18 protein-coding genes and 1 tRNA gene are annotated in these 19,398 nt (G+C 47.5%); 11 read left to right on the top strand and 8 right to left on the bottom strand.

The features are described from left to right. Window positions 1-54 precede the first annotated feature (54 nt). The gene (locus H6786_03815) at window positions 55-1,299 is read left to right on the top strand and encodes a tyrosine--tRNA ligase (GenBank protein ID MCB9816495.1); all 1,245 of its coding nucleotides are present in this window, start codon (window positions 55-57) and stop codon (window positions 1,297-1,299) included. A gap of 142 nt (window positions 1,300-1,441) precedes the next feature. Here H6786_03815 and H6786_03810 read toward each other — a convergent pair whose 3' ends face one another. The 4 genes from H6786_03810 to H6786_03795 form a co-directional block, all read right to left on the bottom strand. Continuing rightward, complete coding sequence (locus H6786_03810; protein ID MCB9816494.1) at window positions 1,442-1,705, bottom strand: hypothetical protein; 264 nt, start codon at window positions 1,703-1,705, stop codon at window positions 1,442-1,444. 143 nt (window positions 1,706-1,848) lie between these two features. Continuing rightward, window positions 1,849-2,328: a crossover junction endodeoxyribonuclease RuvC gene (locus tag H6786_03805; GenBank protein ID MCB9816493.1), complete on the bottom strand. Its 480-nt coding sequence runs from the start codon at window positions 2,326-2,328 to the stop codon at window positions 1,849-1,851. Between the two features lie 123 nt (window positions 2,329-2,451). Then, window positions 2,452-2,994, bottom strand: a complete 543-nt coding sequence (locus H6786_03800; protein ID MCB9816492.1) for a YebC/PmpR family DNA-binding transcriptional regulator — start codon at window positions 2,992-2,994, stop codon at window positions 2,452-2,454. Window positions 2,995-3,069: 75 nt separating this feature from the next. Continuing rightward, entirely contained in the window at window positions 3,070-3,792 is a 723-nt protein-coding gene (locus tag H6786_03795; GenBank protein MCB9816491.1) for a histidine phosphatase family protein, read from the bottom strand. Window positions 3,793-3,948: 156 nt separating this feature from the next. Between H6786_03795 and H6786_03790 the strand changes: the two genes are divergently transcribed. After that, window positions 3,949-4,701 carry a hypothetical protein gene (locus H6786_03790; protein MCB9816490.1) on the top strand — a complete coding sequence of 251 codons (753 nt, stop codon included), beginning with the start codon at window positions 3,949-3,951 and terminating at the stop codon, window positions 4,699-4,701. Here the strand turns inward: H6786_03790 and ruvB are convergent. Then, on the bottom strand, window positions 4,698-5,681 hold the full coding sequence (gene ruvB / locus H6786_03785) for a Holliday junction branch migration DNA helicase RuvB (GenBank protein MCB9816489.1): 984 nt from the start codon (window positions 5,679-5,681) through the stop codon (window positions 4,698-4,700). The two genes, H6786_03790 and ruvB, sit on opposite strands and share 4 nt — an antisense overlap. A 108-nt stretch (window positions 5,682-5,789) precedes the next feature. Here ruvB and H6786_03780 point away from each other — a divergent pair, with 108 nt between their 5' ends. After that, window positions 5,790-6,287 (top strand): hypothetical protein, encoded by a 498-nt coding sequence (locus tag H6786_03780; protein MCB9816488.1) that lies wholly within the window; start codon window positions 5,790-5,792, stop codon window positions 6,285-6,287. A 416-nt stretch (window positions 6,288-6,703) separates the two neighbouring features. Here H6786_03780 and H6786_03775 read toward each other — a convergent pair whose 3' ends face one another. Next, window positions 6,704-8,458 carry a type II/IV secretion system protein gene (locus tag H6786_03775; protein MCB9816487.1) on the bottom strand — a complete coding sequence of 585 codons (1,755 nt, stop codon included), beginning with the start codon at window positions 8,456-8,458 and terminating at the stop codon, window positions 6,704-6,706. 70 nt (window positions 8,459-8,528) lie between these two features. On the opposite strand from H6786_03775, the gene tsaE reads away from it, so the two are divergent. The 5 genes from tsaE (at window position 8,529) to H6786_03750 (ending at window position 13,642) form a co-directional block, all read left to right on the top strand. Continuing rightward, a complete protein-coding gene (gene tsaE, locus H6786_03770; GenBank protein ID MCB9816486.1) occupies window positions 8,529-8,960 on the top strand; it encodes a tRNA (adenosine(37)-N6)-threonylcarbamoyltransferase complex ATPase subunit type 1 TsaE in 432 nt (143 codons plus the stop codon). Between the two features lie 141 nt (window positions 8,961-9,101). Beyond that, window positions 9,102-11,486, top strand: coding sequence for a hypothetical protein (locus tag H6786_03765; GenBank protein MCB9816485.1), 2,385 nt, complete (start codon window positions 9,102-9,104; stop codon window positions 11,484-11,486). Between the two features lie 7 nt (window positions 11,487-11,493). After that, window positions 11,494-12,222, top strand: coding sequence for a tRNA-dependent cyclodipeptide synthase (locus tag H6786_03760; protein ID MCB9816484.1), 729 nt, complete (start codon window positions 11,494-11,496; stop codon window positions 12,220-12,222). Window positions 12,223-12,226: 4 nt separating this feature from the next. After that, window positions 12,227-12,928 carry a hypothetical protein gene (locus H6786_03755; protein MCB9816483.1) on the top strand — a complete coding sequence of 234 codons (702 nt, stop codon included), beginning with the start codon at window positions 12,227-12,229 and terminating at the stop codon, window positions 12,926-12,928. A 15-nt stretch (window positions 12,929-12,943) separates the two neighbouring features. Next, window positions 12,944-13,642 carry an ion transporter gene (locus H6786_03750; GenBank protein MCB9816482.1) on the top strand — a complete coding sequence of 233 codons (699 nt, stop codon included), beginning with the start codon at window positions 12,944-12,946 and terminating at the stop codon, window positions 13,640-13,642. A 692-nt stretch (window positions 13,643-14,334) separates the two neighbouring features. Here H6786_03750 and H6786_03745 read toward each other — a convergent pair. Then, window positions 14,335-14,407, bottom strand: a tRNA-Lys gene (locus H6786_03745). 192 nt (window positions 14,408-14,599) lie between these two features. On the opposite strand from H6786_03745, the gene H6786_03740 reads away from it, so the two are divergent. After that, window positions 14,600-15,064, top strand: coding sequence for a TrmH family RNA methyltransferase (locus tag H6786_03740; GenBank protein ID MCB9816481.1), 465 nt, complete (start codon window positions 14,600-14,602; stop codon window positions 15,062-15,064). Beyond that, the gene (locus H6786_03735; GenBank protein ID MCB9816480.1) at window positions 15,048-16,544 is read left to right on the top strand and encodes a hypothetical protein; all 1,497 of its coding nucleotides are present in this window, start codon (window positions 15,048-15,050) and stop codon (window positions 16,542-16,544) included. Before H6786_03740 ends, H6786_03735 begins: the two co-directional genes overlap by 17 nt. On the opposite strand, the gene murE is transcribed toward H6786_03735, so the two are convergent. Then, complete coding sequence (gene murE, locus H6786_03730; protein MCB9816479.1) at window positions 16,534-17,820, bottom strand: UDP-N-acetylmuramyl-tripeptide synthetase; 1,287 nt, start codon at window positions 17,818-17,820, stop codon at window positions 16,534-16,536. The two genes, H6786_03735 and murE, sit on opposite strands and share 11 nt — an antisense overlap. Window positions 17,821-18,020: 200 nt before the next feature. Here murE and H6786_03725 point away from each other — a divergent pair, with 200 nt between their 5' ends. Beyond that, the gene (locus H6786_03725; protein MCB9816478.1) at window positions 18,021-19,388 is read left to right on the top strand and encodes a hypothetical protein; all 1,368 of its coding nucleotides are present in this window, start codon (window positions 18,021-18,023) and stop codon (window positions 19,386-19,388) included. Window positions 19,389-19,398: the final 10 nt, after the last annotated feature.

Here is a 19,398-nt window from a genome sequence, read left to right as displayed (position 1 = left end):
TAGCATGAGTTGTCTAGACAATTTAGTACGATTGTGTGATAGCATTGTTTCACTATGAGCCTTTCACAAGAACTTGAAGCCCGCGGGTTTATTCACCAGATCGCCGGCCCTTCACTCGCTACCATTATCGATGGTGAGCAGCGTACCATATACCATGGTATTGACCCAAGTGCAGATTCAGCGCATGCTGGGAACTTTGTAATTTGGATGTTGCTTCGCTATCTAGCTCAAGGTGGGCATAAGATCGTTTTCTTGGTGGGGGGTGGAACTGGCATGATCGGCGACCCGAAGCCAGATGCTGAACGTGAGCTGAAAGACGCTGCTGCGGTGGCAGAAAATGTGGCTAAGCTTAAGGTACAAGCTGAGAAGTTTTTTACTGGTTTTGAGATCGAATTTGTAAACAATCTAGAATGGCTTGGTGAACTCAAATTGATCGATTTTTTGCGAGATATTGGAAAGCATTACACGGTCAATGAGCTCATCAAGAAAGACGCGATCGCTACACGACTATCAAGTGATACAGGACTTTCATACACCGAGTTTGCCTACCCGATCTTGCAAGGCTACGACTACCTACAGCTGTTTGAGACCAAGGGGTGTACCGTTCAGATCGGTGGTTCTGATCAGTGGGGAAATATTGTCTCAGGAGTAGAGTTGGTGCGACGCAAGAAGCAGACTGAAGTGTATGCAGTTACTGTGCCACTTATTATTGATAAAGCGACTGGAAAGAAGTTTGGGAAGAGTGAGGGTAATGCAGTGTGGCTTGATCCTGAAAAAACTTCACCATATCAGTTTTACCAATTTTGGCTCAATGTGAGTGATGATAGTGTGGTGGAGCATTTGAAGCGGTTTACATTTTTGTCTTTGGATGAGATCGAGAAGATTGCAGAAGAGCAGCAAGCTGATCCAGGAGCACGTGCTGCACAAAAGGCATTAGCGCTTGCGGTGACGACGCTCGTGCATGGGGAAGAGGCGGCACGGGCGGCTGAGAGTGTCTCAGGTATTTTGTTTGGTGGTGTGTCATTAGCTGAACTTTCAGCGGTGGAACGAGAAATGTTGCTTGCAAATGCGCCGAGTACAGAGATTGAGTCTGGTAGTAACGTTGTTGATGTGTTAGTGGCCACACAGCTGGCAGCAAGTAAGCGTGAAGCACGTACGTTTGTAGAAGATGGCGCGGTTTCGGTAAATGGTGAAAAAGTGACTTCGGTCGAGGTTGAGATATCTGCAGCCGACACTATTGAAGGTGTGTTGCTTTTAAAACGTGGTAAGAAGCAGTTGAGTGTGGTACTGGTACGGTAAAGAAGTTCATAAAAAGCCGGCCCCAAAGGGGCCGGCTTTTTATGAAGTAGTATCAAAGTAGTGAGCCTCCGACGCTGTGCGCTAGGTATTGCGCACGCTTTCGGAGAACCAAAATTATAGTCGCTACGCTCGTGAATTTTGGCTACATCTCATCAACATCATCGAAGGTGTCGTAGTCAACATCTTCTGCGTCATCTTCAAGTTCTTCCTCATTATCTTCTTCCTCTTCCTCCTCTTCTTCATCATCAGATTCATCAATATGACCAAATCCCTCAGTGTCATCTTCTGAGTCGTCATCGTCACCACCTACTTCATCAAGTAGGTCATCGTCGAGAGACGCATCCTCATCCTCTTCTTCAGGTGTTTCCATTTCCTCTTCCTCGTCGTCTGTTCGAAAGTAAATCATAACAATGCGATTACGTATTTTTTGTATCAAAGTAGCACGCCGATGACAATTGTTTTGGGGTGCATTTTTGTGAGTTATAAACTCTTGTTATCGCTCACCGCAAGTAAGAAATGATCTTTCTTGGAAACTTGCTGCCGGGTAGTTTACTTGGTTCGCCCGTGATGCGCAAGACAGGTTATGCCAACAGCAATTGCATCGTACTCGTCGTCAAGAGCACTCACAGGTGCGTCTGTAATGAGTCGACGAACCATATCGATCACAGCGGCCTTGTCGCTCTTTCCATAGCCGGTAGTAGCAACCTTTATCTCTTGCGGGCTAAATTCATACACGGTGCAATTGTGTGTCTGAGCGAGATAAATGAGAATGCCTCGTGCCTGTGCCACTCCCATAGCAGTCTTTTGGTTTTTGTTGAAGAAGAGTGTTTCAATCCCAAGTGCGGTGGGGGAATGGGCTAAGAGGAGCGCCTCAAAACGATCTCCGATCGTTTTGAGGCGCTCGGTGAGTGACAACTTCTTATCAGTCTCAATACACTCTGAGTGAATCAGCTTTTCTGATCCATTTTCTAGTTCCATGATGGCCACACCAAGACGATCATAACCAGGGTCGACTGATATCACTTTCATACAACAAGAGTATAACTAAGTGACAAAAAAGAAACCACCCGCAAACAATCTAGCGAAACATCTGCAGCGACAATGCCTGGAGCGAAGCCGTTGAGTCTGATTGTTTGTGGGTGGTTTACCTAATTACTCTTCTGGAGAATCCGCAGCAGTATACACATTGGTTACATCATCATTGTCTTCCAGGGCTTCAATGAATTCAGCGAGCTTTTCACCAGTGGTATCATCGAGTTCCATAGGGGTATTAGGAACGTAGCCCTCAGTAGTTTTGGTAAACGCCCAAGCAGCCGAACCAGGGGTGCCAAGCTCAAGACCGGCTTTGGAGAAGGTGTGACGGATCTCAGGTGCTGTGCGATTGTTGTTGTCGGTTACTGCCTGGATCAGCATCGCAACACCGCCAGGTCCATATCCTTCAAATAGCACTTCCTCCAGAGCAGCGCCCCCTGCGCCACTTCCTTTTGCAAGTGCTTTCTCAATATTATCCTTCGGCATGGAGTCTTTCTTGGCTCGGTCTACTGCGGCGAGTACATTGGCTGAATTTACATCACCACCTGCTTTCTTAACTTCCATAGTAATGAGCGCTGAGTGTTTTGAAAAGATCTTACTCTTCACTGCATCAGTTGCTGCTTTTTTATGTTTGATCTTTGACCATTTGTTGTGTCCAGACATACTATCTTTGATTTACGATACTGAGTGTACTAGAAAACTATCCATAAAAAAAGTTGGCGCCAAAGCGCCAACAAGTTAGTTGATCGAGAGCCAGCCTGATTCATATCGTTCTGGTTTGTAGGTACAGACCGAATACATTGAGCGATATGATCCTTGATGGTTGTCTTTATAATGAAGTAGGTGGCAGTTGTACATAATATGCTCTGATTTTTCAGAATTATACATCAGCCGGTACTCCTGTGGGCTCATGTGCTCCAGTATGTACCTGAATGCCCACATTACTTCACCGTGACACACTACTCTCACTGTGCGATATTCGCTTGAGAACAAGGATAGGTTGTTCAGAAACCTTCGCACTCGTTCCATGACTTGCCACATCGTTTCACCGCCAGGTGGATGCCAACTAAGCGGATCTTTGTCTCGTAGCAACAAGTTGCTGCCTGGATACAGATGTTTTTCGTTATGGGGAAGAGTGTCTAGTACACCCCATGACCTTTCTCGAACCAAGGAGGTTCCACAGAAGTTGATCCCAGGTGCTGCAATATGAGCCGTCTCGATTGCACGTGTCATATCCGAGTGGACGTTGAGATCAAAATCAGTCAACTGATTACGCTTCATCCAGTCGCGAGCATGTTCTGCTTGTTTTCTACCAGTTGGAGTAAGGCGCCAAAACATTGAAGATTGACTGCGAAACTCAGGGGTGTAGTGACTGTGGTCTCCGTCACGTGAAGCACGGGAGGCAATGTTGCCTTCAGATTGACCGTGGCGCAGTAGCACAAGTTCGGTAGGTAGTTTCATGATCGTATATCTCCCTCTAGTAAGGTGCATCTGCAATAAATATATATAGATTTGTACTATATTTGTTTGAATTTAATTTTATTTAGCATATAAATAGCTTTATTTTAAATATACTATTGTATTTTTAAATAAAAAAAGTGTACTATTTAAGTACATATGAAGTATAAGACACTGCAAACACTAGGTTTAGAACCTGATGAGGTAACGGTCTACACCACATTGTGTAAGTACGGCAGACTCACGTTGGCTGGTGTAGCTAAGCATTCTGCCCTACATCGTCCACGGTTGTACAAACTGTTGCCGGTAGTGGTTAAAAAAGGAGTCGTGGTAGAGCAGGTAATTGGCAAACGAATGTACTACATGCCAATTGAGCCGCGCCTTCTCCACGATCGTCTTCAGGAGTACATCGGGGCATTTTCTGAAGATGTTGATGAGTTGCAGGGAGTATATGAAGGTCAGCAACAAAAGCCTGATGTGACCTTCTTGCTTGGTAAGCAGGCCTATAATGCGTTGTTTGATGATATCGCAGACATTCTCCCTAAAGGGGAAGTGATCTATCGATATAGTGCGCGAAATTTAAACGAGAAGCACTTTCACACATCTAAGAAGTATCGTGACAGGCGAAGTAAGGGTCATTTTGACCGACAGGTTATCACAAGTGAATCTCGCGCCGCGCAAAAAACCAAGCGACTAGACCGATTGGTCAAAGTGATTCCGGAGTCAGTAGATTTGTTTGATGATAACGTATCGCAGATGATCTACTCCGATCGCACAGTGATGATTGATCATGACAATGAAAGTGTATTCATTGTGCGGTCTAAAAAAATCGCCAACTTCCAAAGGAAATTGTTCAAGTTGTTGTGGAAACAGCTACCAGAGCCAAAACGTTGGCGGCAGTCTGAGGATTAATCGTTGGTAATTTGAATGTGACCATATGCCTCTCCGCTAGCTACGCGGCCGCGCGGGGTGCGTTCAAGGAGGCCGTGCCGAATAAGATATGGCTCGATCACATCTTCTATAGTTGAAGGTTCTTCGCCGGTTGCGGCGGCGATGGTGTTAAGCCCGACCGGGCCACCGTTAAATTTGTGAATAATTACCTCAAGGACGGCTCGGTCGGGCTTTCCGAGTCCGAGCGAATCGATCTCTAGGAGATCAAAGGTTTTTCCAACGATCTCATCAGTTAGCTCGCCGCCTTCAAGTTGCGCGAGGTCTCGACAGCGCTTTAAGAGATAGTTGGCGGTGCGTGGCGTAGCGCGACAACGCTTTGCGATCTTGTCTACGATCTCTTTTGTGGGAGACATGCCGAGTAGTTCGGCTGAGCGGGTAAGAATGGTGGCTATCTCACTGTCGCTGTAAAACTCTAGGCGGAACGTGCCGCCAGAGAAGCGTGAACGAAGTGGGGAAGAAAGAAGTGAGATGCGGGTGGTAGCGGCAACCATGGTAAATGGGGGCAGCTCAAGCTGTACGGTGCGTGCGGATGGGCCCTTGCCAATGATGATATCGAGCACACCCGACTCCATAGCAGGGTAGAGCACTTCTTCGATACTCTTTGAAAGGCGATGGATCTCATCAATAAAAAGCACATCGCCTGGCGAGAGATTGGTAAGGATGGCGGCCAGGTCGCCTACTCGCTCGATCGCTGGGCCAGAAGTGATCTTCATATTGGTGCCGAGGGTCTTGGAGACCAAGTTGGCGAGAGTGGTCTTGCCGAGCCCTGGTGGGCCATAGAGGAGAATATGCTCTGCAGCATGTCCGCGCTCCTTGGCGGCAGTCAGTAAAATACGCAGGTTTTCTTTGGTTTTTTCTTGACCAACGTATTCATCCCACGTCTGCGGACGAAGGGTGCGGTCTAGATTAGTGGCGTCGTCGCGAGTGATGTTATTTGCCATAGGTCTCTAGATTATAACAAAAACACCCTGAGTAGGTGATATACGTTGACATTCAAACGTGTTGTGTTACTCTTGCTGCCCGTTCATTACAAAAGAGGAGAACTTCACATGATCACTAAAGATCCGATCGATCATATCCATCATGTACAACCATGGAAACAGCTTCACCTTATGCCGACCTTGTACTACGAGTTGCTGGCTATGCCTGGTGTGGAAAAGGGAATGTGGGTGGAGGAAATGGTTGAACCCATCCGAGAACCAAAAGATGTAATTTTGTACAAATGTACGATCGCTCAACTTGGTTTTGCGGAAGGTGTCGAGTACGCGGTCGCTTGTAGAGAAGTTATCAAAGCGGGATTTGCGCTATGTCCTGAGTCGCTCGGTCCCATCTTAAGGGTTGATTATAAGGATCAGCCAAAAGGTGAAGAAATGGTGATCGCAATGCGCGGGGCATCTTGTTTGACAATGAATAGAGTGTCTGAAGACCCATATTGGCTGTACTATGTGTTGCAAAACAAAGATGGTCAATTATGGATCGGAGGAAACTTTAATCAAGTGAACCATAACTCACTCGGCCCTGAAACAGTGATTGTTTTTACAATATAACAAGTAAAACAAAGGCTATTTACCCCAGACTATGAAAACATAGAAAGGGGTATCTTTTTGGGTTGACAAATATTTAAAGTATGCTAATATAGTGAGCAATTGAGAAGTTCTCTAGTACACAGCTCATTTGAGCGTGTCACTTTTTTTGTTTTACCACAATTCCAGACGATAACTCTCTAAGCAACTTGGATGCGTTGCGAGGGGTTTCTTGGCGCTCACCCTAGAGTGAGAGTGCTGCGAACTTTCTTAGCGCGGCATTCACTTTCAATGCGGAAGCTTTGCTTAGAGAGTTATATTCTGGAACGAACGTTGGCAAACTGACAGTATCATAATTTCTGAAATTGCAGTATTGACCAGTGAGTGTTTCACTCCTCAAGTTTTAAGAAAAAGGGCGACCCGAAGGGTCGCCCTTTTTCTTAAACTATGTGTTTCAAAAAATCATCATCACTGATCTCACTTGAAGGTAGTGGTGTAACCTCTGAAGTAGTTTTTATTGCGCTTGCAATATCGTACGGAAGTTCGATCATACGCTCAAGTTCTTTAAGTGAGGTGAGTCCGTTGATCACTTTTTCAATCCCATCTTCGACCATTGTCGGAATCCCTTGCGGTCGAGCTGCATCCAAAATAACGTGCTCACGCGGGTCGCGGATCACCGCTTCCTCGACTGCTTCATCCATAACGATACCTTCAAAAATACCCATACGACCCTTAAATCCAGTGTTGCCACATGCCGCACAACCGCTTGGTCGATAAAGGGTGAGTGGAGTAGGTATTGCTATTGGGTGAGGATGGGTAGCCATCACGTGTTCGATCAGCTGTCTCTCAGCTGGAGTTGCTTCGTATGCCACCTTACATTCAGTACATAACTTACGTATCAGTCGTTGTCCCATGATTATGTTGATCGAACTGCCCATGATGCGTGGATCAACCCCCAAATCGATGAGACGAGGGAAACCAGCCACTGCACTGTTGGTGTGTAAAGTGGAGAATACGAGGTGGCCAGTCTGAGCAGCATGGATCGCAGTCTCAGCTACTTCGTGATCGCGGATCTCGCCGACCATGATCACATCTGGGTCTTGGCGGAGGATGGCGCGGAGTCCGGATGCAAAGGTGTAGTCATCTCCCGTCTGTGTGTGCACGATACCATCAAGTTTGTACTCAACTGGATTTTCGATCGTGATGATCTTAATGCCTTCATTATGGACTTCTTGGAGATAGGCGTAGAGTGCAGTGGTTTTACCAGATCCGGTTGGACCAGTCGTTATGATGAGACCGTTCGGTCTCTTTAGTTGCTGCCGCATTACCGCCTCAATATATGGATTGAGATCGATGCGGTCCATAGTGAAGCTGGCTGCAGTTGGATCAAGGAGACGCATTACCATGGATTCACCAAATGCACCTGGGATCACTGAGGCGCGGATCTCGATCTCTCGCTCACTAAAGGTGAACGTAAAACGACCGTCTTGTGCTTCATTACGGGCATTGAGGATCATGCCAGCCAACAACTTTAGTCGAGACATCAGTCGTTGATAAATGTATGAATCGAGGTCAGTGACATCGTGGAGTACACCATCAAAACGATATCGTAAGCGAATGCCATTTTCTTCTGGCTCTATGTGAATGTCAGAGGCGCCAAGTGCGAGCGCGCCGGCAAAGATCATTTCCATGGTCTCGGTAATACGTCGGGTGTTGTTGATGGTGCTAACTTCTTTCTGAATAGCTTTAACATCTTCAACCTTTGTGATCTTTCCGATCAGTCTTTCAATATCTTCGGGGTTGATCTCAAAAATACCTCGCTTTGAAGCTTCGGAATCGACCAAGTCTTTGTATCGTTCCCAGGCGTGTTCAAGACTTGCGGTTGAACACATATATACCGCAAGTGAATACCGTCGTGATTGTAGTTCTTGTAGTAACTCCTGTGTTTTTGGGTGGGTGGGTGTTTTAGTGGCGACTGAAAGTACACCTTGCTTGAGTTCAAAACCAGTTAAGTTTGCAGCGCGAGCCTTTTCTTCGGGAATGATCACGAGTGCTTCCGGGTTGATGGTATACCCGTGTAAGTTAATGTACTCAAATCCAAGTCGGGGTGCCGTCGCTTGTACCAACCGCTCCTCTTCTTGGGCGTGCAGATCGGCGATCCGGGTATTTGTGAGGCTGTCGTCAAACTGGTTCATAGATGTTGTAATGATAGCACGATGGGTACAGAGTTTGCGTTGATGAGAAGCGCTGCTATAGTCTTAAGGTATGGGAAAAACGTACCAAGTGTCAGTACCGTCTGATTTTAATTTAGTGGCAAACGATCTGTTGAGTGGAATGACTGGAGAGGTCTTGGTTATTGCGCTGTCAGGTGATCTGGGGGCAGGGAAGACTACCTTTACACAGGAATTGGCCAAGAATCTGGGGGTGACCGAGCCGATCACAAGTCCGACGTTTACTATCATGAAGCAGTACGAACTTTCACATGATAGATTCGATACGTTGGTGCATATTGATGCCTATCGGTTCGAAGATGAAAGCGAAGCGGAGCCGCTTCGACTAAAAGAAGTATTTACCCAGCCGCGCACGATTGTGTGTGTAGAATGGCCAGAGCAGATCGCTTCATATATTCCAGAGAGTGCAGTACGGGTGGATATTTCAATTACAGAGGGTGAGGTGCGAGTGGTGACTGTAGCGTAGGTGTATGGGGCGCGAATTAATGATTCTTCACACGCTCCGATGTTTACCGAGCAGCTTAAGCATTTAGTCCCCGCGGGCGCTCAAAACCAGTGCCTGGGTCGTTAAGTGGTGAAAATGCAGAAAACTCGTATACTGTCAGATATGGCCAAAAAAGACACTCCTACTCTAGTGCTCCTTGATGCACATGCGATCTTGCACCGTGCGTACCACGCGTTGCCGGATTTTTCGTCTCCGACAGGCGAACCAACCGGTGCACTCTATGGCGTGACCACAATGCTCTTGCGGATCATCGAAGAATTTAAACCCCAGTACATTGCAGCGTGTTATGACTTGCCCGAAGCAACTTATCGTCACGAAGCATTTGATGGCTATAAGGCAGGACGTAAAAAAACCGACGATGCGCTGGTGCAGCAGATTGATCGCTCACGCGATATTTTTAAAGTGTTTGGGATTCCGATTTTTGAGAAGGCAGGTTTTGAGGCCGACGATATGCTCGGCACCATCGCGCATCTCACGGCGAGCGACAAAGACCTGCGGGTGATCATTGCGTCTGGCGATATGGATACGATGCAGTGCGTCGATAAAAAACGCGTGCAGGTCTTTACCCTCAAGAAGGGAATCAAAGACACCGTGCTCTACGATGAAGCGGCGGTGAAGGAGCGGTTTGGCTTCGGGCCGAAGTTGGTCCCAGACTACAAAGGTCTCCGTGGTGATACGTCCGACAACATCCCGGGTATCGCAGGGATTGGTGAGAAGACTGCTACGACGCTTATCGCTGCGTTTGGTTCGCTGGAGAAGATCTACAAAAAACTCGAATCGAAAGGGGGTGAAGAAGCGTTTTTGGAAGCAGGTATCAAGCCGCGTATTATTAATCTCCTCAAGGAAGGAAAAGAAGACGCGGAGTTTTCAAAGATGTTGGCGACTATTCGTGTCGATGCGCTTGAGAAATTTGAAGTAAGTGAAACCGAGTGGAAGGAAAACGCTGATACTGATGAGATCATCAAGCTCTTTAGTGAGCTCGGGTTCCGGGCGGTGACGGATCGGATCAAAAAACTGTTTGATATGGAGCTGGTCGATACGGCGGCGATCGCTGCTGCGGTCAGTGATGTAGAGCTTGAAGAGGCGAGGATCCTTTTGTGGCTCCTTGAGAGTGAACGCACCAACGCGTCCTTCGATGATATTCTCGACTACGGCAAGTCATTCCTCCAAGCGACTGACTGGGGTGAGACGGTGAAGTTGCTTAGAAAGAAGGTAAAAGAGGAGGAGCTCGAGAAGATCTTTGCTGATATTGAAAAACCACTCATTCCAGTCTTGGCGAAGATGAAGCAGATCGGTATTTTGCTTGATACCAAGTATCTCGAAAAAATTTCGAAAGAGTTTCATAAAGAATTGGCTGCTTTGGAGAAGAAAATCTATAAGCATGCGGGGACAGAATTTAATATCAATTCTCCAAAGCAGCTTGGGGAAGTGCTCTTTGATACACTCGGCCTGAAACCAAAAAATGCCAAGAAGACTGCTGGTGGACAGCGCAGTACGAAGGAGTCTGAGCTTGAGAAGCTGCGTGATGAACATCCGATCATTGCTGAGATCTTGCGCTATCGTGAACTCCAGAAGCTGGTATCGACCTATGTCGATGCACTGCCGACGACCGTTGGGGAAGATGGACGGGTGCATTCGACCTTGCTGCAGACCGGCGCCGCGACCGGCCGCATGGCGAGTAAGGATCCAAACTTGCAGAATATTCCGATCCGCACCGAGGAGGGGCGGCTCGTTCGCGGCGCCTTTATCGCAGCACCTGGCTACACCCTCGCGGCGATCGACTACTCGCAGATCGAGCTGCGTATCGCGGCCATCCTCTCCGAAGATTCACAGATGATCGACATCTTCAAGCGCGGTGAAGACGTGCATGCGGGAGTAGCGTCTCGCGTGTTTGGAGTGAAGCAAGATGAAGTGACGGCCGACATGCGCCGCAAGGCCAAGGTGATCAACTTTGGGATTCTCTACGGGATGGGTGTGAATGCACTCCAGCAGAATCTCGGTGAAGGCACGCCGCGCGAAGAAGCGCAAGAGTTCCTCAATGCGTATTTCAATACCTTTACTCGACTCGCAGAGTACCTTGAAGACACTAAGACCTTCGCGCGGCAACACGGCTATACAGAGACTTTGATCGGGCGACGGCGGCAGTTCCCGGGGATCACTTCAAGCGTACCGTTTATCCGTGCCCAGGCCGAGCGCATGGCGATCAATGCGCCGATCCAGGGAACTGCCGCCGACTGCATGCGCCTCGCGATGCTGCGTGTCCACGAATACATTGAGGGCCTCAAAAACTCTGACGACGTCCGTATGCTGCTCCAGGTCCACGACGAACTCGTGTTTGAAATTAAAACTGAAGTACTCGAAGAATCAGCCCATAAAATCATTGAAATTATGGAAGGCGTCCTCACTAAAAAAGAAAGTCATGGTGTGCCACTGATTGCTGAAGCGAAGGTGGGGGAGAGCTGGAATAGTATGAGTGCGTTAAAATAATTTTTGCATGCAATATTTCAACGTATCAGAAAAAGAAGTCGAACAAAAGATGTTTAACATTTTTGTGGGGATCAGTTTAGGAAATAAGCTGCTTACTCCAGAGCTGGCTCGACATTATGTTGAGTGGGCGCATAAATATACAAATAAGAACGCAGTCATTTTGATCGCCGATAAAATTGATGCAGTTAACTGGCAGGTGTTTCGAGGATTGTCTGAAGCTGAGGCGCTAGAAAAAGCGGCGCAGAAAGGCTACGGTGTGGCGGGTATGTTTGATAAGGCGCGACGTACGTTGGCGCGAGAAACGGGTGATATGGGCTACATTTCTAATGTGCACGTAATCTTCTGGGAAGATATCTATAATTGGGGGTATGACATGCTTCGGGGTATTCTCGAGAAAGAGTATTGGGAAAATTCTGAATTTCAAAACGCAGTCTTACATTTTGTCGATAAATATATTGAGTTAAGAGACGTTGACGTCTCAGATGAAGATAAGCATAAATTGGCTGGTTACATCATTGACGAGCTGCCGACGCTCCTTGGAGGAATTTATTGGGATAATACTCTCTACAATCTGATTTTGTATCCAACGTACGTTGATTCTGGAATGAGCCAATTTGTACTCGATATCAGAGGTGGTAAATACTTTGATGCGTCAAAGTTGCAGTTACGACAGATTTCTGTTTTGGTGGAAGATTATCTTAAAAAACCAGACGACCTTTCAGTATTGAATCAGTAGTTTTATGTTCACACTCTTCTACGGAACAGATCGAAATGGCGTGCGCGATGCTGCCACTTCCTATATCGAAAAAAACAAGCCAGCCGACGCAACGCTCACCACACTCGATGCTGCCGAGTATCAGTCAGGGCAGCTCGCAGATGCGCTTGGTGCGGCGTCGCTCTTTGGAGGTGCGGAGTGGTTTGTGATCGATACTCCGTCCAATAATACTGAGTGTGATGAAGAGGTAAAATCGGCATTAGCTGAAATGGCTGAGTCACCAAACACCTTTGTGGTGCTTGAGGGCGCGCTCTTGGCAGCTCCTAAAAAAGCGTATACCAAGTATGCGGCAGACATGGAGGAATGTGCAGCTGAAAAATCAGACCGCTTCAATTCCTTCGCGCTCGCGGAAGCGCTCGCCGGGAAAGATAAGCGTAAGCTCTGGGTTCTTTTGCAAGAGGCGAAGTTTGAAGGGCTGCGTGAAGAGGAGATCGTCGGTATGCTTTGGTGGCAGCTGAAGGCACTGCGCCTTGCGCAAAATACTACAAGTGCCGCTGAAGCCGGTATGAAAGATTTTCCATACAACAAAGCTAAGCGTGCACTGAGTAAATTTGCGCCAGGGGAGGTTGAGAAACTCTCACAATCACTCTTGGAGCTATATCACGATGGACATGCGGGGGTGCGGGAGATGGATGTGGCTTTGGAGGCTTGGTCGCTTCGACTCTAGTGCTATCATATACATATGAATACGTTGCTTCGGGAGGCGTTTTTGCGACCGCAGTCGCGCACATATGCAGCGGTGAATAATTTCTTTGCGTTCCTGACGATCATTTCGATCGTGAGTTTGGTATTGGAGACAGTGCCAAGCTTTGTGAAGTATGACCAATTTTTTCTAGTGGTTGAGTGGGTGGCAGTGATCTTATTTTCTGGCGAGTACATTGGTCGACTGGTGGTTGCAAAACCAAAGTGGAAGTACGTAGTGAGTTTCTTTGGAATCATTGACCTGGTTTCTATACTGCCGACATTTCTTGGGCTTGGTAACTTCACGTTCCTTAAGTCTGCGCGAGCGTTTCGGATCATTCGGCTGCTACGAATGCTGCGTCTCGCAAAAGTCACTCGCTCTGGTTTGGTGACCGACGAAGGCGCAGGGGTGTTGTCTTTGAATATTTTGATCTACTTCGCAACTTTGGTGACGGCACTCTTGATCACCGGTACGGCGATGTATCTGGCTGAGCCCAATCTCTCCGCGTTTGCGAGTATTCCAGCAGGGATGTGGTGGTCACTGAAGGTTTTTATGGCGGGTATTCCCGTGGCGGAGCCGCAGACTGATATTGGCTGGGTGTTTTTTGTGATCACGCGGTTTGTGGGATTACTCCTCTTTGGTTTGTTGGTGGGTGTGGTAGGGAATGTGTTTCGGAGTGTGATGTTGGGGAGGAGGTAGAATAAGTTTATGACAAAAAGAATCGTTATATATGTTGGGTCGTTGGTGGGTTTATTGTGGGATTATTTCTTTATGGTTTGATGGCGGAAGTAATAGAAGAGAGAGACTGGAATTTGGGGGTGCACGGCGTCCTAACACTACCTTTACTTGCTGCTGTAGTATTTAGTCTACTGACTCCACTTTGGGTAAAAAAATACAGGCATTACGATAAAGTGTGGATTCCGTGGTTGTTCAGAGTGATTACGGTGTCAATCGCAGTTTTCTGTTTTTTGTTCTTCTTTCCGCAGAGAAGGTGAGCGATTCGATGATTTTGGTAAATTTTGTCTTGTGAATTGATAAGTATATTCTAGGCTGCGTCCCGCAGCTGCATTTGTCGTCACAAGTCACTAACTATAATTATTCACTACGCTCTAATTCTAGTAAGTGCTTGCGACCCCGGCTCGACTGTTTTCTAAAAGGCTCGTCCTGACGGTCACCAACGTATTTTGCTCCAAGTATTTTAATGTATTTGTCCTCACGAATTACAAAAGAACGACGGGCTCGGTCCTTACAGGACCAGTACCCCAATTGGATATTTTATTTCGCTCCACTCATAAAATATCTCAATCGGGCTTCGAGCCCTGACGCACAGTCCCCCGGACTGTGCTGTGGGCGGACAAATAAAAACTCCCCTTAAGGGGAGTTTTTATTTGTCCGCCCACCAGGGCTCGAACCTGGGACCCTCAGCTTAAAAGGCTGCTGCTCTACCGACTGAGCTATGGGCGGGGTTTGCAAATTGCAAAGTGGGGAAACTATAACATGATTAAGGTTGAAATCAACCGAGGCGCAGTGCCCGTCGCGCAGCAATTTGAAGACCTTACGGAAGCAATCTTCTAAATTGCTGAGCAGAGAACTTGATTCGTGTCTGAAGAGTACTGCACGACTGGCGCATAGCCATATTTTTGGTAGTCTAATCAGGTGAAATATCTCATCCTCGAAAACATTCGAAGCGCGTACAATGTAGGAGCAATTTTCCGGACGGCGGACGCGGCCGGCGTGTCCAAAATATTTTTGATCGGGTACACGCCGGCCCCGATCGATCGTTTTGGTCGCGTCCAGTCAGAAATTGAAAAGACCTCGCTTGGTGCGAGTCAAACTATTTCTTGGGAACATCACAAGTCAGCCCTCCCGGTGGTCGCAGATCTGCAGGAAGAAGGTGTGTCAGTGGTGGCGATTGAGCAAACAAGTGAGTCAGTGTCTCTCCCGACGTTCTCGGTGCCTAAACATGTTGCGTACGTGATGGGGAATGAAGTAGAGGGTGTCTCCAAAGAAGTTTTGGATATGGTTGATCAGGTGGTCGATATCCCGATGTTGGGTATGAAAGAGTCACTTAATGTGTCGGTCGCGACGGGAATAGTTTTGTATCATGGATTGGTTACATAATCGTTGGTTGCAGTGGGTCACTTCAGGGGTCTTAATGGGGATCGGTTTCCTATCACCGTTTTTATGGATCGTGACCATTCTTGGTGCAGCGTATTTTTTGCATTTAGCAATCTCTGAAATGGGTCGTAAGTCTCTCTATATCGGTTCGTGGTTGGCGTGGACTATTAAGGTGAGTATTGTAGTGTTTTGGTTTTGGTCGACGTATCCGATCAGTTGGCTGCCACTTGAGGCGGCCAAGTCTCAGATACTGGCGATTGGTATCACGTGGGTAGCAGCTGCGATCACTATTGGTCTCTGTGGTCCTGTGGTTGTGTCTGGGGTGCGGCTTTTTAGAAAGCTCTTTGCGGATCATAAGGCTAGTGCAATGTTTTTACTTACACCGCTAATTTGGGTGTTGGCTGAAATCTTTGGTTCATTTGCATATTCAGTACTCGCTATCGGTCCTGGCGGATACTTAAATATTTCATTTAGTTTTGGATATCTTGGCTATGTATTGGCTGAACACCCATTACTGCTACTCCTTGCGAAGTGGGGAGGGGTATACATCCTTAGTGCAGCAGGAGTGTTGTTTGCGCTAGTGCTGCTTCATCTTTCAAAAACAAAACAAATGGCTGGGTACGGTATTGCAATGTTGGTGGTGGTGTATCTGACCAGTTTTGTGTCGGTAGCTTCGCCAGTAATTCAGGCTACATATGAGACACGAATTTCAATCATTGAAACCAAGACTGATACTGCAACCTTGCGTGACCAAGCTGGTTTGCACCGCGTGCGAGAAAATCTGGGGGAGGCGATGGTGGTAGCACTTGAGTTGGATCCGGCGTATGTAGTGCTTCCAGAAGGGTCTGGCTTCTTTAATCAGAAAGAATCACTTGGCTCGGAGAAGTTTCAGTTTCAACTTCGGTATAACAACCCACAGACGATCGTGATAGACACCGAAGTGATTACTTTGCCGGTGGGTAGGGTGTTGCAGGCGTACTTGTATGATTCAACCACTGACCAGATCGAGAAGGTGCACAAAGGCTACTTGGTGCCACAAGGAGAATATCTTGCGTCGTTGTTTGTGTTGCTTGCCAAATGGTTTGGGTATAGTGCGGTCATTGATGCGGTGAAAGGGGATATGGGATTGGTGCCGGGAAATCTTATTTCACAAGCTGAATTGCCGAGTGAGTTTCCGAGCGTGCTGTTTTGTTTTGAGAGTGTGAATCCACTCAGTGTGCGACGTCTCACGACAGAGCGGCCAGATCAGCCGTTTGTGGCGCATCCAATCTCTCATGCGTGGTTTAATGAGCCAGAAAGTCTGTGGTACCAGCTTGATCAGATGCTCCGCGTGCAGGCGGTATGGAACGATACATATATTGTGAGCGCAGGGAATTTTGTGAGTAGCAAAGTCTATACGCCGGCTGGCACAATCAAAACACCCACCGTAGTGACAGCGGGTGATGGGTGGTTGGTGCGTGAGACAACAATTGCTATTGAGTAGCTTTTGGAAGTTCAGCAAGGAGTTCTTGAACTACCTCTGCATCACTCCATGGGGTCTTGGTGTCATTTGGTCCCATAATGTACGGATCAGTACCCTTGCCAGAAATAAGTGTATAGCCGTCTTGTGGAGTGAGTTCTAGTGCGCGTGCAATGGCCTCGCGACGATCCATAATCACTTCGACATGTGCATCATCCTGCATGCCTTTTTGCATTTCAGTAATGATCTTTTCCGGATCTTCGTCGTATGGGTCCTCGTTAGTGAGGATAACTTGATTACAGTATTTTTCTGCGATCGCACCCATTTCTGGCCGCTTCCAGGTGTCACGGCCACCACCAGTGTTGCCAAGGACACAAACTTTATATTTATCGGGGAATGCTTCGTAGAATTGAGTGAGCGAATCTGGCGTGTGGGCGTAGTCGACAACAGCTGTGACCTGCTTGGCGGCATCCTTCGGACTCGCGAAATGTTCTACTCGACCACGTAGTGGCGGTAGGGTACGAAAGGCTTTTTGGATCGTATCGAGCGAAACACCAAACGCACGTGCGAGGGTGATTGCAGCAAGACTGTTATAGACATTAAATAGTCCAACAAGTGGCACTCGCACAGTAGTGTCCCCAAAGACCATGCTCACACTATCTTTATGAAGAGTGTAGAGCGAGAGGTCCTTAAGAGAGTAGGGGAGATTGTGTTCAATATCGAAGTTCAAAAAATCTGCCCCGTGTTCATTGTCTATATTAGCAACGATGTATCGCGGTCGCTTCGGTGAATCTGCTACGGCCGCTGCGATCGAGAGTTTCGCGTTTTTGTAATTCTCAAATGAGCCGTGTGATTCAATGTGTTCCGGGGCGAGATTGGTAAAAATAAGCGCATCGATGTCGACGAACTTGTGTCGGTACTGCTTGGCACCTTCTGAGGTCATCTCAACCACGGCGTGGGTGCAGCCAGCATCAACCGCCTCGCGCAGGAATTTTTGCACAAAGAAACGACCTGGCATGGTCATCTTGTATAAGTTTCGTTCGGTGGTATCGCCAATCGAAAACTGGATCGTTGAAAGGGAGGCAACTTTCTTGCCATCAGTGCGGAGGATGTGGGTAAGGATTTCAGTGACTGATGATTTACCCTTGGTGCCGGTTACCCCGATAACCACGATCTCACGAGAAGGGTGGTGGTAGCGTGTTGCACCTATATATGAGAGTAGGTAGTGATAATACGGCTGTAAAAAAGTAAAAATTCGCTTCGGGATGATTCGTTTCAGAAGCTGTCGTGCGGTATCCATATGTTCTTAAGTATATGCTGGTTTTGCGTTCGGTGCACGTTGGTGTCGAAGATAGGCAAATGTGTATAAGTAAGCCGTCGGAATTTGGTTTATCTCGTATGCTTAGGGTACGAGTCGCGGGGAACCATATGTACTATAAAACAGCCAATAAACCACTCAGTGTATTTTTTGCATTACTCATTAATTTATCAATAGCCCTAATGCCAGTGGTCGGTCTTGCTGAGCAGGGGGTTGCGCCTTCGAGAAGCTGTCCGATCGAGTCAGCCGTAACCGCGCTTTTCCTTAACTCTCCTGAAGCGTATGAGGTCACGAGTGCTTTTAGCGAAGAAGTGACGATCCAGAATCTTTCATCGTATGCAGTTGGTGGAATTCGGGTCGGTGTATTTCTCTTTGCTGAGGGGGCAGACAGTCCATCGTACTGGAGCGTGTTACCTGATAGGTATCAATTGATGGCAGGGGAGAGAAAGTCCATTCCTGTGACTGTCGACACCTCCACACTTGAGGGTGGGGCGTATGAGCTTCGGCTAGTGGCTGTGCAAGGAGATGAAACTGACTTACTCGGTGCAGTGTTGTTGCCGTCAGATGTTTCAGGTGTGCGTCTTACTAAGACTGGAGAACAACGATCATCAGCAGCTCTTTCGTTCACCTCAACTGATGCGACGGAGGGTGTGATCGCTGGTGATATTGTAGTTACGAATGATTCTGATACGCCGCTGACCGATAGCTCTGTGCTGACCGTTGTTACGATGGGTCGGGTGCCACTTGGTGCTGCGGTGAAAGATGAGTCTGTAGACTCTGTGAAACTCGTCCCTGGTTCCGCTCGAACAGTTGAGGTTTCTCAGCACTATGTACTCACCAAGGAATCAGCATTGTTTGCAGGTGTTCTGACTCCAGGTGTCTTCCAACCGATCCTTACTCATGTTGTTGCAGGACCTGAGACTGATGAAGTGATCTCATGGCCGTATTTGTCGCAAGTTGGTCTGACTGAATATCCAATGACCGAAAAGGGGGAGATCGTGATGTGTGTACGGTATACCGGAGCCGAGGATCGAGTTGATCATTTCACCGGGGCTATTGGTGTGAAGGTGTCTGCGATCGGTGAAGGCGGCATCTTCAATGCAGAGGTGCTCAGTAGTGAAGTGTCTGCGAAGAACTTCTTCCAAGTTCATCCTCAAAAGGAGTACAAGAACTTCACATTGACTGTTGATCTGTTACATCAACAGTTCAACTCAGCGGCTTCGCTGCAGGATTTGCCAACAGAATCACTCGTAGAATTGCTTTCAGTAGTGGATTCATACGAATACACTTTCAATTGTGCTGGGTTTGATGTGTGTATCGGCCAGGGTACCGAAGTGGTTGCAGGTACAGTAGCGCAGGAAGCAGAGATCAAAGTACAGCCGATAATTTTGTACGGCAGTGTCGTGGTGGTTATCCTACTGTTTGTGTATGTGATCTTACGCACAATCCCTCCCCGAGAAAAGACAGAGGAAGAAGAGGAGGAAGAGGAAAGTGCAGATGAAAATGATCAGGAAGAGGGCGAGGTAAACGGATCAGATAAGCGTGAATAATATTGTGCCT

The organism is Candidatus Nomurabacteria bacterium, assembly GCA_020632075.1.
Classification (GTDB): Bacteria; Patescibacteriota; Minisyncoccia; order Phycocordibacterales; family UBA918; genus OLB19.
This window is presented reverse-complemented; position numbering and strand designations above follow the sequence as displayed.

Excerpts from the sequence above, each read along its gene's own strand:
- H6786_03755 (MCB9816483.1), top strand. The coding sequence starts at position 12,227 with ATGTTCACACTCTTCTACGGAACAGATCGAAATGGCGTGCGCGATGCT.
- murE (MCB9816479.1), bottom strand. The coding sequence starts at position 17,820 with ATGGATACCGCACGACAGCTTCTGAAACGAATCATCCCGAAGCGAATT.
- H6786_03725 (MCB9816478.1), top strand. The coding sequence starts at position 18,021 with ATGCCAGTGGTCGGTCTTGCTGAGCAGGGGGTTGCGCCTTCGAGAAGC.
- H6786_03805 (MCB9816493.1), bottom strand. The coding sequence starts at position 2,328 with ATGAAAGTGATATCAGTCGACCCTGGTTATGATCGTCTTGGTGTGGCC.
- H6786_03760 (MCB9816484.1), top strand. The coding sequence starts at position 11,494 with ATGCAATATTTCAACGTATCAGAAAAAGAAGTCGAACAAAAGATGTTT.
- H6786_03735 (MCB9816480.1), top strand. The coding sequence starts at position 15,048 with ATGGATTGGTTACATAATCGTTGGTTGCAGTGGGTCACTTCAGGGGTC.
- H6786_03750 (MCB9816482.1), top strand. The coding sequence starts at position 12,944 with ATGAATACGTTGCTTCGGGAGGCGTTTTTGCGACCGCAGTCGCGCACA.
- H6786_03795 (MCB9816491.1), bottom strand. The coding sequence starts at position 3,792 with ATGAAACTACCTACCGAACTTGTGCTACTGCGCCACGGTCAATCTGAA.
- H6786_03775 (MCB9816487.1), bottom strand. The coding sequence starts at position 8,458 with ATGAACCAGTTTGACGACAGCCTCACAAATACCCGGATCGCCGATCTG.
- H6786_03815 (MCB9816495.1), top strand. The coding sequence starts at position 55 with ATGAGCCTTTCACAAGAACTTGAAGCCCGCGGGTTTATTCACCAGATC.
- ruvB (MCB9816489.1), bottom strand. The coding sequence starts at position 5,681 with ATGGCAAATAACATCACTCGCGACGACGCCACTAATCTAGACCGCACC.
- H6786_03765 (MCB9816485.1), top strand. The coding sequence starts at position 9,102 with ATGGCCAAAAAAGACACTCCTACTCTAGTGCTCCTTGATGCACATGCG.
- H6786_03780 (MCB9816488.1), top strand. The coding sequence starts at position 5,790 with ATGATCACTAAAGATCCGATCGATCATATCCATCATGTACAACCATGG.
- tsaE (MCB9816486.1), top strand. The coding sequence starts at position 8,529 with ATGGGAAAAACGTACCAAGTGTCAGTACCGTCTGATTTTAATTTAGTG.
- H6786_03800 (MCB9816492.1), bottom strand. The coding sequence starts at position 2,994 with ATGTCTGGACACAACAAATGGTCAAAGATCAAACATAAAAAAGCAGCA.
- H6786_03790 (MCB9816490.1), top strand. The coding sequence starts at position 3,949 with ATGAAGTATAAGACACTGCAAACACTAGGTTTAGAACCTGATGAGGTA.
- H6786_03810 (MCB9816494.1), bottom strand. The coding sequence starts at position 1,705 with ATGATTTACTTTCGAACAGACGACGAGGAAGAGGAAATGGAAACACCT.